Origin of the sequence: Nonomuraea guangzhouensis, assembly GCF_019396345.1 — a bacterium.
GTDB lineage: Bacteria > Actinomycetota > Actinomycetes > Streptosporangiales > Streptosporangiaceae > Nonomuraea > Nonomuraea guangzhouensis.
In genome coordinates this window covers 23,167-36,067 of the sequence record NZ_JAHKRM010000061.1, presented here as the reverse complement: position 1 = coordinate 36,067, position 12,901 = coordinate 23,167, and the positions used below count along the sequence as shown (strand labels likewise).

Here is a 12,901-nt window from a genome sequence, read left to right as displayed (position 1 = left end):
CGCATGGTCGCCCGGGGCATCGTCGTCGAACCCGAACCGGGCCTCTTCGCGCTGCCCCAACCGAGCTCTCACGAATAGATAGCGCTGCCCAGACTCAGACCTGACGAACGCTCACAGAACACCCACTTAGTGTCACGGCTGGCAGTAGTCCGCTCAGTCCACGGGATCGGCAGCCAGCGTCTTCGCCGCCTGAAGCAATGCGGAGGACGCGTCCGGTCGCTGATCGGCCATGCGACGCAACCTGGCCGCTCCGGACGCACGCTGTATGGCCGTGCCTTGGACAGCGGCGTCCCCCAGCGCCTCAGTGATCCCCTCGGAGTTCCCGTCGAGCAGTCCCTTCAGTGCTTGCAGGTAGGGCGCGACGTAGGACAGTTCGGCCAGGTCCGGGGCCGCGGTGAGGACATCGTCCAGTAGAGCGGCGTCGAAGATCTCAGCCGCCTGGAGCGCACGGTGCGTGGCAATGGTGGGGTCGGTGACGATGTCGTACACCTCAGCGTGCTTGTACCGCGCGCACAGGCGCACGATGGCGAGGTGCTGAGCGATGGCAGGGTCCGCTGAGCGGACTTGGAGGACTGCGATGGTACGCGGGTCACCGAGGAGACCGGGGTGGGCACGTAGATGGTCGAACGACTCCGTCCATGTGGCCGTTGCGAGCCAGCCGGCCAGATCGGTTTGGTGTCGGCGCGCGGCGCGGTCGTCTGCCAGCGCCGCTTCCAGTCCTTGGTCAGCGATTGCGGCGAGCAGGGGCCTCAGTTGCCCTGGCGCGGGGTCGTCGGGGCAGAGGATCTCGACGGCGCGCAGGGCCTGGTCGGCCTCGTGGCCGCTGAGCCGCGCGTGATGGGCACGGAGCAGGCGTTCTCGTTCGTCACCGCCCGCGTCTGACCAGTGTTCGAGCACCTCACGCACGGGGACGGGCACAGGCACAACCGCCCAGCCCGGCAGGCGGTTCGCCAGATCCGCCGGAGCGCCGTCGGCAGCCAGGAGGACTTGTGCGAGGGCGCGGATCCGCCGATATGTCTGGGCGGCGCGAGAGGGGTCGTTTTCGGTGGAGGCGTAAGCCACAGCCCTTTCGAGGTCGGCCACCGACTCCCGGGGCAGCCCGTCGCGCAGGCGGCCGCGGGCGCGGAGCACCAGCAGCCTGGCTTGGTACTCGGTCGGCAGGGTGGCGAGCACCCCCTCGAAGGCATGCTCGCCCTCTGCCCTCCGTCCTTGAGCTGTGAGGGCTTTCTCCATGATGGATAGTGAGGCCGCGAGATCGGACAAGAATGCTTGTGGCTCGCCTCGGGCGAGCCGATGGCACAGCCGCACGGCTTCCAGCGCATCGTCGGCCGCCTGCGCAGGACGACCGGCGGCGAGCAGGTGACCTGCGAGGTCGTGCAGCGCGGCGACGAGATCGGAAGTGAACGCCGTCGGCTCCGCCTCTGCCAGTCTTCGTCGCAGAGCGGCTGACTCCTGGCCGAAAGCTACGGCACGGATGAGGTCGCCACGTTGTGCGTGGACCTCGGCCAGGGTGCCGAGAGCCTTCGCCAGAGTCGGAGTGTGTGCGCTCGGCCGCTCGTCGGCGAGCCGCCGATACATCCGCACGGCCTCGGCGGCGTTACCCAGGGCCTCTTCGGTCCATCCGGAGGTTGCCTGGCGCATCGCGAGGTTGTTCAGCGCACCTGCCAGATCGTCCATCGCGGCGCCCGGGTCGTCGCCGGCCAGGCTGCGGTGCAGGAGGACGGCCTCCTTGGCGGACCGCAGCGCCTCCTCATGCATTTCCGCCGCTGCCTGCCGGTTTGACAGGTTGTTCAGAGCGCGCGCCAGCTGGTCAGCGTAGCTGTGAGGAGATCCTTCCCGTAGTTTCCGGTAAATATCCACCGCCTTCTGCGAGGTGATGACGGCATCCGATCGACCAGTGGCCGCTTGTCTGATCGCCAGGTTGAGCAGAGCGGAGGCCAGGGCTGGCTCGTGACGTACGGGGTCCTGAGCGACGAGGGCGCGGCGGACGTCGACGACGCTCTCAACGGTGGACAGGGCCTCTTCCCTGAGGCCCATGGACGCCTGTTCCATGGCCAGGTTGTTGAGCGATTGGGCCAAGCCCGGAAGGTGGGTGGCCGGATCGGTCTCCGCCAGGCGGTGCCGGATCAGGACAGCTTCCCGGGCCAGCTCGAGAGCCTGCGGGCGATCGCCGAGGTGGGCGTGGTAGGCGGAGAGGTTGCCCAGCGAAGCGGCCAGGTCGGCCGAGTAGCCGGAGTTGGCCGCCGTGAGCCGCCGGTAGATGGCCGTGGCCTCCGCACCGGTTCGCAGCGCCACGTGGTGATCGCCGATGTCGCACTGGAGTTTCGCCAGGTTGCTCAGCGATGATGCCAGCCCATCGAGGTGGGCCGGCGTTTCCTCGGCCAGGCGGCGGCGCAGGTGCACGGCCTCTCCCATGGTGCTGATGGCCTGGCGGAGGTTGCCGCCGCCCGACTGTACGAGCGCGAGGTTGTTCAGTGCCATGCCGAGATCCGCTTCGAACGCGGCCGGCTCGGATGCCGCCAGGTCGCGGTAAATGGCGGTCGCTTCATCGAGCGCATCAGCGGCCGTGTCCAGATGCTCCAGTTCGGCGTGGATCGCGCCCAGGTTGTTCAGCGCACCCGCAAGGCGGAACTGGAACGCTGCCGGTTCCGGTCCGGCCAGGCACCGATACGTGTCTACGGCTTCACTCGCCGTATGGGCGGCCGCCTGCCATCGCCCGGCGAGTTTGAGACGGACGGCGTGGTTGTCCAGGGCGATGGCCAGGTCGCTCCGGAACGCCTCCACGTCGTCGTTGGCCAGCCGGCGACGGATGGACAGGCACTCTGCGCTGCTGGCCAGCGCTCCCTGAAGGTCTCCAGTGTGGCTCTGTCGGAGGGCCAGGTTATTGAGGGAGGCACTGAGCGCGGGCAGGAAGGTCGCCGGGTTGTCGCGCGCCAACTGCCGGTGGATGGCCACGGCCTCGGTGCTCGCGCGCAGCGCGTCTTCAGCGTGGAGAAGGGCCGCCTGACAGCTGGACAGCGTGTTGAGCACGGTACCCAGGTCCGGCAGCCGAGTGGGGTCGGCGTCCGCGAGATCCCGTTGCAGATTCGCCGCCTCACTGATCGTGCGCAGCGCGTCCTCGTGCAACCCGTGCTCGCTCTGTTGGTTGCCCAGGCCGTTAAGCGAGGCGATCAGCCCACGCAGGGACGCCATGTCGTCCTGGTCCGCCCGTTCTATGAGGCGCCGGCGCAGGGCCACGGCCTCTTGCGCGCTATCCAGGGCCTGGCGGCTCAGGCCGGTCTCAGACTGAGCGGTGGCGAGATCGTCCAGCGCCGACGCCAGTTCCCTGGTGTGGTCGGAGCCGTCAGCCGCCAGTCGCCGGTAGAGGTCGACGGCGTCCGAGATATGCCGGAGGGCCTGCTCGCGCCGCCCTGAGTCGAGGGCGCGCCGGGCCAGCCGCCTCAGCCCCGTGGCACGCCGTTCAGCCGTCTCGTCCTCGGCCAGGCCGCCATACAGGCGCTCGGCCGCTATCAGGCCGAACCGCCGCAGCGACCCGTGCCGGTGGGGTGTCCTGGCTTCCAGATCCTCTAGGTCCTGGGTTCCGTGCGCGGTCTCGGCCGTGCGCGCCAGGCTCTCGGCGAGGACGCCTCCTTGCATGGACGCCACGGCGAGTGCCGGTAGGAGCAGGGCGGAATCGTGTCTGAGCGCCGCGTCGGTCAGTCGTGCCGCCGTGTTCGGATCATCCCATGCCGCGCGAGTCAGCGTCAGCAGGGCGTTGACCTGTTCCTCCTTGGTCGCCTTCCCCAGGCTTCGAAGGAACAGCGGTATGTCGGTGCCGAAGGTCGAGAGGACGAGATAGTCGGCCATGGGGTCGGGCCGGACAGCGAGTGTGCCGTCATCGGGGTCAGGAAGCAGCAGGTCATGGAAAACGCCGGCAAGAGTCTGCACGTCCACTTCTTTCCAGCGCCAGGCGTTGACCAGGTCGATAACGTTGGCGAGTCGCTTCGCGGAGGGCGCGAGCAGGCTGACGCACGCTCCGATCGCGGTGAGCACGTTCCGGGGCAAGAGCACGCTCAGCCGGTTGTGGATTGTCCGGCGCCAGTACACCAGTTCCTTGCCCAGGATCTCCTGGTGCAGAGCCTGCCGTGTGGTGGGCAGCGAGGTGACGCCGTGAGCGGTCAGCCACGCCAGCATCACCAGATCGAGGGTCGTCCAGGTGCCTGTCTCCGGCTGCGGGGGTTCGGCGGTCAGGGCGGCGTTGGAAGTCGTGAAGGCGTTGCAGGCGTAGCGGAAGACGCCGCGCATGTTGGGGTGCCGGTCCGGCAGCCGGATCGGGGCCAGCAGCTTGTGCGGAAGGCCGTCGGCGCGCAACGGGTCGAGGATATGGTCCTCCCACCATTCGCCGAGTCCGCGAGCCATCAGCAGAATGCAGACATCCCCCTCGGGTTTTCGCCGCATGGCCTTAACCAGAGCGATGACGTCGCCCGCCCGTGCCGCCTCGGCGTAGTCGACGACGACCAGGACGGGAGAGACCATCGCGCCCAGCCACCGTAGCGAGGCCGGGTCGGGGTCGCGGGGCAGGAAGCCGGTGTACCACCCCTGGGTCCTGAGACGCAGGCAAAGTTCGGCGGCCAGGTGGGTTTTGCCGGCGCCGCCGACGCCGTGCACGACACTCATCTTTACCCGTCGTTCCGGTGCTGGCTGGTGGCACCACTCCAGCAGGTGGTCCAGTTCGTCACGTGGGTGGAACTCCACCACGCCGTGACGCGCCCTCACCTGGCGCAAGGGACCCTCGCCGCTCATCTGGCGCATGTCGAGATAGGGGGCCACGAGCGGGTCGCGACCGGTGCCGTCGAGCATACGATGCGCGCGGTCGGGGTTGTGGCCGCGACCGATGTCGACGCCCACGGCCCATATCCATGCGTCGCCGTTTATGGCGCGCTCGCCGCCTGCGAGGGCGGCGGCGAAGCCGGACTGCGGGGCTTCGCCGGCTTCGCCGAGAAGACTGGCGGCTGCGACGACGTCGATGGCGGCGAAACGGCCTGGAGTTCCGGCCGAAGTTCGCAGGGAGCTTGTGATGGCGCGTGGTGCGACCGCCGTCACGACGTCCGCAAGGGGGTAGCTGGGGTCAGGTTCGCCTCGCCAGTCGCCGCCGAGCCACACCACGACGATGGCGTGCCGAGGCCGGCCCGGCCCGGCCGGGTCGAGTATCACGATCACCGGGTGCAGGGCGGCGTCCAGGCAGGCGCCAGCGAATGTCACGGCGAGGTCGAGGCAGTCGGCGTGCCGATGAGTCACCAGCACCTGGTCGGGAGGGCGGATCGCCTGTTTCTCGGGGCTGCCCGACGTGGGCTCGGGGGTGTAGCGGATTTCGGCCGCCTCGAACACCCGGTAGAGGCGTTCCAACCGGCGCGATGGAGGCTCGCGAGAAGGCCCCGGCAGTTCGCGGGCGAGTTCGGAGGGGAGCAGCCGGGAGAACACGCCGGTCTGGACGTAACGCGCAAGCTCTGCCGGCTCGTCTCGCGGCCAGAGCGGCCAGTCGTCGTTCGCGCTCATCGTCGCGCGGCTCTTCCGCTGCCGGTCTCAACGGTCATGTGGTCTGCGACCCGAAATGACGGGGGCATTCGCGGGTTTATCATCCTCACTATGGGGATGTGTGGGCGTCACCCCGGGTTCTTGCGAATAGTCATATGCCATATTCGGCATTATCCCGCTAGTGCGGATGTCGTCGTACGGCCGTCGGTAACAGAAGCAGTGGTGAGGTACGGGATCAATATGGCCACGGAGGCGTGCAGGCGGCACATTAATCCGGATTATACAGACAAATGGGTACAAGTGTGAGTGGTGAGGACGCTGGAGCAATTGCGCCATTTGGTCGTTATCGTGCCCGGGCTCGGCGGGAGCGTTCTCGAAACGCCGGATGCCGGGTGGCGCTGGGATCCGGGCGCGATCGACCTTGTCTCCTTCTTGGCGGCGTCCGAGCGCCTTAACCTCGCGGAGACACCCGAACTGGTCCCGGTGGGCCTCGTCGACAAGATAGCGGTGGGCCCCTGGACATTGGCGGGCGGGTACGGCGAGCTGGTCCGCCGGATCCAGCGTCGATTCGTGAGCGCCCGGGTCGGCGTGTACCGTGGCGACGCCACACCCGCCGGTCTGGACGTGCTGCTGTTTCCCTACGACTTCCGTCGCGGCGTGGCCCACGCCGCCCTTCGCCTGAAAGACTGCGTCGACGGCGTGCTCTCCTCGCTCACCCCCGGCGAACGCCGGAAACGCGTCATCGTCATCGCCCATTCGATGGGTGGTCTGGTGGCACGCTATTGGCTGGGACCTCTCAAAGGGGCCGACTGCTGCGCCGCCCTGATCAGTCTCGGCGTTCCGCACCGCGGAGCACCCAAGGCGATGGACTGGCTGGTCAACGGCGTGCGTGTCGGCTCCGTCGCGCTCCCCGTAGCGGGGGAACTCCTGGCAGAATGGCCGACGACCTACGATCTCCTTCCTCGCTATCCGGCGATACTTCCCCGTCCGCGCGACCCGGCCGCGCCGGAGGTCATGCGCGACGCGCTCTACCCGCACGATCTCGGTGACGCCGTACTGGGTGAACTGCGTCGCGACCGCGTGCGAAAGGGGTACGCGCTGCACAGAGAGATCGAGGACGCGTGGACGTCCCTGGGGGAGCAGGGAACCGCGCCCCTGATCTACGTCCTTTTCGCCCGAGGGCACCGCACCCCCAGCCGGGCTGTGTTGGATCACGGCCGTCTCATCGTCAGCAAAGCCCCGGACCCTCGCTGGCTGCCCAACGGCGAGTGGCGCGGCGACGGTACGGTGCCCGCGCTCTGCACCATCCCGATCGAGCTGGATGATGATCGACGCACGTGGCTGCCGGTGGCCGAACGTCATCGCATGATGACCAGGGCCGCCTTCGTCATTGACGCCCTGCGAAACCTCTCCGCGCCATCCATGCGCGCGGTGCGCGGTGATGAGAGGCCTGCGGAGCCGTTGCTCGGTCTCGACCTCGATGACACCCTTACCACCGACGACCCGGTGCCGGTCATTGCCGAGATCTTCGGTGCTGAGCCAGGCGAGGAGACCCAGGCATGGGTAACCGTCGAACGGCTCGACCGGGAGGAAGAGCCCACGCCCAGCCACCTCATGCGCTGGGAGGACGGGCAATGGCGCGCGATCCTTTCCCCCCTCCCGAGGGGGGTTTACCAGGTCAGGGTGGAGGTGGTGAACATTCCGGTCTTTGACGTATTGGTCTGTGAGGACACGCTGAGTGTCCTGGCGATCTGACGATCTCGCTGAGAAGAGACTCCACATGACTGGCTGGCCCAAATGGGACATTCATGGTGCGCCAGAGTCGCTCGCGCGCTACATCCGGCTGGGCGCGGTCCCTGCGTCGCTCCCTTCTTCGCTGAACGGCGCCCTGCCGGGACCGGCGACGGGCTCCATTCTCGGTCGAGTAAGAATGCTCTTCGAGGTCTTGCTGGCGTGCGGCGTCCGATATGTGCCGTCCGACTCCTGCGGCCGGTTCGTGACCGTCCGTCCGCCCGACCAGGTGTTGATGCGTCCAGGTCATGCCGGCTCGCTAGATCTGGCTGTAACGTTCGCCGCCGCCTGCCTCGACATGGGCGTCCATCCCCTGATCGCCGTGTTCGGCAGGGACGACGACCTGGCGGCCGTGGTCATCGTGTGGATGAGAGGCGAGTGGGACGGCGGACCGGCGCCCGGCTACCCTCTCGACGCAACAGTCCATACGGGCATTCCCCGGCGCATCGCCCGGGCCATCCGAACCGCCCCGAACCTTCCCGGGGAGTTCGCCGCCCTGGACGCGTCGGCACTGGCCGCCGTCGAGGACGGCCAACCGGCAGGAGAGAGCGGCGCCCCCACGGCTTTCGAGGAGGCGATGGCCCGCGGGGCGCGGCTCCTGGTCTCGGGAGCGCAGCCCACCGCCGTGCTAGTCGACATCGGCCTCGCCCATCGGGCCGAGGTCACGCACTCCCCACCAGAAGGGATCGATAAGGACCCCCTCGCACCCGCCTACTTCGACCACGGCGATGAGAGCAGCATTCTGCGGGACCTCCGCGCCCGGTACGGCGTGGTCCCATTTTACCGACGCGACGAACTCGACATCCTGCTCGACTGGTGTGAAACGGAAGCGGCCGCGCCGCGGCCGAAGCTGGCGGTCGTGCACGGCGCGGGGGGCGCGGGTAAAACCCACCTGGCAGCCGAACTCGCAGAGCGCATGACCGCCCCCTGGTATGCCGGATTTCTCATCAGGGAACCCGACCCCGTCGGCCTGCGCTGGCTCAGCAGCCTGGCATCACCCCTGATGGTCGTCGTGGACTACGCCGAGGCGGCAAAGCCGGGAAACATAACCGATCTACTGAGGGCTCTGGCAGACCGGCCACACGCGACGAGAGTGCTGCTGACTGCCCGGTCCCTGGGCCCATGGTGGGAGGAAGTCCTTCGCTCCACGCGTGACGGAGAGCGACGCTGGGATGTAGATGACCCGATCCAGCTGCAGAGACGCCATCCCAACGACAAAGGCGTCTTCCGGCACGCGGCGAAGGTGTTCGCCCGGCGCGGGGGACGTGACGTCCCCACCTCCCCGGAGACACCCACTGGGTCCTGGACCACTCTGGACCTGGTGATGCTTGCCTGGCTGGCCGCCAACGGCTCCACCGATCTCCCCGCTACACGCGGTGCCCTGCACACGACCGTCCTGAACGCGGAGATCCGCTACTGGGCGAGGACCATCCAGACCCGCACAGGCCTCACGCTGGGGCGCCCCGCACTGGAGGCAGTGGGAGCCTGCCTGTCACTACTCGCTCCACAGCCGGCGCGTCTCAGCGACGCCCTGAGCGCCGTTCCCCTGCTGAGACGGCGGAAGAAGTGGCGCGACGCCCTCGCAGGCCCCCTGGAATCGCTGATGCCTCCGGACCCAGAGGAAGGCCGGATCACCCTCCGTCCCGATCCAATCGCCGACCACCTCATGCTCCAGCTCTTCGCTGGCAAGAAAGACCTCCTGGCCCGGTGTCTCCAGGCCGCCTCCGCAGACGAGGAACACAACGCCTGCCTTGCCCTGACCCGAGCCTCCGAACACGACCTGGATACCGCGGCGCGGCTCGCCGGCCTCGCCCTGGCCGCGAGCCCGACACTGTGGCGGCCGGCATACGCCGTGGCCTCGGCGCAGGGAGGCGTCTTCGGGCCGGCGCTCGAAAGCCATGCCGACCGCGACGACACGACGATGCCGCTGGCAGAACTGGCGCGAATGATCCCCGTCGAGCACGGAACGCTGCGCAGGCTCGCGCTCATCGCCGCGAGGCGCACGCTACCGGACCTCTCCGGCACCACCGCCGACCCCGAGATACTCGCCGACCAGGCAGCCGCACTGGCGAACCTGGCCGTCCGCCAAGCCGCGACCGAGCAGCGAGAGCAGGCGCTGGAAGCCAGCGCGAAGGCCGCCAAGATGTTCGAGGACCTGACCAGGCTTGATTCAGTTCGCTTCACCCCGGACTACGCCGCCGCGTTGAACACCCTCGCCAACCGGCAGGGGCAGGTCGGACTGCGCGAGCACGCGCGCGAGACGATGCACAGGTGCGTCGGCATCTACCGGAAGCTGATCAAGGTGGACGCCGCGGCATTCACCCCCAGTCTCGCGCTGGCCCTCCACAATCTGGCGATCCGGCAGGCCGCCATGGGCGAGCGCGAAGAGGCGTTACGGAGCGCCACGCAAGCCGTGAAGCTGCGGCGACGGTGTGCCCGTTCGGGCTGGGGGACCCCTGCGGAGCGACACCCCGTCGATCGAGACGCCGCCATCGCCTCGTCGCTGGACAGTCTCGCGGTCCGGCAGGCCGCGCTGGGGGATCGGGACGGTGCTCTGGCCAGCGCCACCGAGGCGGTGGAAATCAAGAGGAAGGCCGCCACGGCAGATCCCGGCGCCTTCACCCCCGCGCTGGCCATCTCCCTCATGGTCCTGTCGGTCCGCCAGGCCGAGATGGGCCAGCGCGAGAGAGCCCTCGCCCAGGCTGCCGAAGCCGTCGCGATCACGAGGCGGCTCTGGTCTTCCGACGCGCAGGCCTTCGCCCCCGATCTGGCCATGTCCCTGGAGAACCTCGCCGTCCGGCAGGCGGAGAGCGGGCGGTCGCGGGAAGGACTGGCGAACGCCGCCGAAGCCGTCTCGCTTCGTCGCGCCCTGGCGCGGACCAACCCCGCCGCCTTCGTTCCAGACCTGGCCACTGCGCTGGTCACCCTCGCCAACAGGTACAACGACCTCGGCCAGACGCCGAAGGCCCTTTCCGCGGCGCAGGAGGCCGTCACCCTCAGACGCCGCCTCGTCGAGGAGAACGCAGACGCGTTCCTGCCCGATCTGGCCATCGCTCTGAACAATCTGGCGATTCAGCAAGGGGGCCTGGGTCTGCGCGGCGACGCCCTCGCCAGCGCCAACGAGAGCGTGACGATCTGGGAACGCATCGCGGTCACGGCCACCCACTCCTTCGATTCCAGGCTCGCTTCTGCCTTGACCAACCTCATCAATCACCAGGCGGCGGCCGCTCGATACCAAAGCGCGCTGGCGACAGCGCGCCGGGCGGTCACACTGGCTCGCAGGCTGGTCCGGCGCAATGCGGACGCGTTCCGCGCCGACCTGGGGATGGCACTGACCAACCTCGGTATCCAACTCGCCCAGTCCGGGGTCCTGGAAGAGGCTCTTGACGTGTCCAGAGAGGCAGTTTCCCTCTACGCCGCTCTCTCGCAGGCCAACCCAGGCGCGTTCAACGCGGGCCTCGCTGCGGCCTCCGTGAACCTGGCCAACCGCGAGTCAGCCCTCGGTGACCGGCGGGCCGCCCTCGCGGCGGCCGGCCAAGGGGTGAATCTCTACCGCGAACTGGCCCAGGCGGATCCGGCGGCATTCATCTCCGATCTGGCGATGTCACTGAACAACCTGGCCGCCTACCAGACCGATGCGAGAGCCTCTGACGAGGCCCTGGTAGCCGCCATCGAAGCCGCCTCGCTTTGGCGGCGAGTGATCGCGGACGCGCCCGCGGATGAACACGCACGCTCGGGACTCTCGATGGCGCTCACCACGCTCGCGACCACGTACGCGGATCTGGAACGATACGAGGAGGCGATGGCGGCTCTGATCGAGGCTGTCGCGCTCAGCCGCGCCCTGGCCGACGCTGATCCAGCACAGGTCGCGAGCCTGACGAACTCGCTGAACAATCTCGCCGCTCTGCAGGCGCAGACGGGGCTGCGTTACGAGGCATTGGAGACGGCAGCCGAAGTTGTGGAGCTGCGCCGCGTCATGGCTGCGGAACGGCCCGAGGTGCACAGCGCGGCCCTGGCCTCGGCGCTGGCCAGTCTCGCCGTGCACCGCACGGCGGTCGGCCACCAGGAGGAGGCTCTCGCCACCGCCACCGAATCCGTGGAAATTTATCGACGCTGGGAAACGCGACATCCTGGCGCTTCGTCGGCGGACCTCGCATTGGCCCTGGTGAACCTGTCCAGCGCCCAGGAGGCCTCGGGGAAGCGGCGGGAGGCCGTGGTCACCATGGATGAAGCAGCCGCACTGCGTCACCGGTTGTGTCGTGCAGCGCCCGACGTCTACCTGTCCGCCCTGGTGTCGTGCGTCACTAAGCAGGCGGACCTGCGCGCTCGCCTGGAGCCGCCTATGGACGCGCTGGCCGCTTTCGAGGACACCATCTATGATCTCGGGCCAGCTGCGCAGGCGGAAATCCTCTCGGCACGGGCGCGGTGGCGTCATACTCGTGGTGACAATGCTGGCGCCCTCGACGACCTCGTCAGGGCCGCATGCCTGGCCGACGCCGAGCGGAGCCCGCAGCGGGCGGGGCGCGCCCGCCGTGCCGTACGACACGCGGCGGCGGGACCGGTAGTGGTCCGTCATCCCGGTGACGCCCAGGCCTCCGCCAACACGGCACTGCCTGAGCCCACCACTCCTGCGCTGCCCCACTGGGCGACGGTCCTCATGCCCGCCGATCTCGTCGAGGCGACCGAGCGATGGATTGCAGAAGCGCCAGCCGGACGCCGGATGATGCTTGAATCACTGCATCAGGACTTCTCGTCGCCGGAGTGGCTTCTCGCGCTCCACGCGTTGCACGACCTCAATCCTGAGGTCGAGGATGTATCCGAACTACGACGCCTGCTGGCCGAGATCGACACCAGGGGCCTTGAGTGGGTACTGGAGGATATGGCCGAGCGCGAAAGGCACACTGCCGTCCTCTCAGCTTGGCTGGCGACCCCGACCTGGACGGCTTCGCGGGATTTTCTCCGGCGCCATCCGGATCTCGCCGCCCACCCCGCGACCCGCGAACTCCTGGAAGCCGGGGCGGACGACCCACGGGTCGCCCGCTATCTCGGGATTGTGATATTGGCCGCCCAGTCGCCCCTTGACGAGGTCTACGACGTCGTCTTGGACGAGGACATCGCCGCCGACAGCGCCCTCACCGCCCTGGAGGTCGGCAACCTGGAGACGGTCGAGGGCCTTCTGCTGGCCGCCCCCTCGATCGCCCGGCGGCCATTCGTCGGCAGGTACATCGCCACCACATGCGCGGCTCTGCGCGCGGATGACGGCTGGCAGGACCATAGCGCTGAGCGACTCCTGGCGGATGCCGCGACGGAGGGAGACGCGCTGACCCTCACCGCGGCCGCGGCCCGCCTCAGGCGCCTTGCGCGTCGCCGACCCGAGGCGGCCGCCACTCTGCTCCGCCTGGCCAGCGTCCTGGACGCATCACGTATCGAGGCTCGCTCGACAAGTTCATCGCATGCCGCTGAATCCTCGATCTCGGTGCGCCGCCAGGAACTCGAACCTCGGCCCGCTGATTAAGACTCAGCGGCGCCGGGTGGCGCTGATCTCGGTGGACCTGGCCGCCACCCATCATGATCGCACACTCGGAGAAGGTGAATC

General features: G+C 68.5%; 3 protein-coding genes. 2 read left to right on the top strand and 1 reads right to left on the bottom strand.

Features of this window, described 5'->3' with window-relative positions; all coding sequences use genetic code 11:
- Window positions 1-153: 153 nt before the first annotated feature.
- Window positions 154-5,535, bottom strand: a complete 5,382-nt coding sequence (locus KME78_RS60800; RefSeq protein ID WP_219539423.1) for a tetratricopeptide repeat protein — start codon at window positions 5,533-5,535, stop codon at window positions 154-156.
- A gap of 288 nt (window positions 5,536-5,823) precedes the next feature.
- Here KME78_RS60800 and KME78_RS60795 point away from each other — a divergent pair, with 288 nt between their 5' ends.
- Window positions 5,824-7,269: an esterase/lipase family protein gene (locus tag KME78_RS60795; protein ID WP_219539422.1), complete on the top strand. Its 1,446-nt coding sequence runs from the start codon at window positions 5,824-5,826 to the stop codon at window positions 7,267-7,269.
- 175 nt (window positions 7,270-7,444) lie between these two features.
- A complete protein-coding gene (locus KME78_RS60790; RefSeq protein ID WP_219539421.1) occupies window positions 7,445-12,820 on the top strand; it encodes a tetratricopeptide repeat protein in 5,376 nt (1,791 codons plus the stop codon).
- Window positions 12,821-12,901 lie beyond the last annotated feature (81 nt).

Bases quoted from the DNA above. Each gene is read 5' to 3' on its own strand.
- KME78_RS60790 (WP_219539421.1), top strand. From the start codon at position 7,445: ATGCTCTTCGAGGTCTTGCTGGCGTGCGGCGTCCGATATGTGCCGTCC.
- KME78_RS60800 (WP_219539423.1), bottom strand. From the start codon at position 5,535: ATGAGCGCGAACGACGACTGGCCGCTCTGGCCGCGAGACGAGCCGGCA.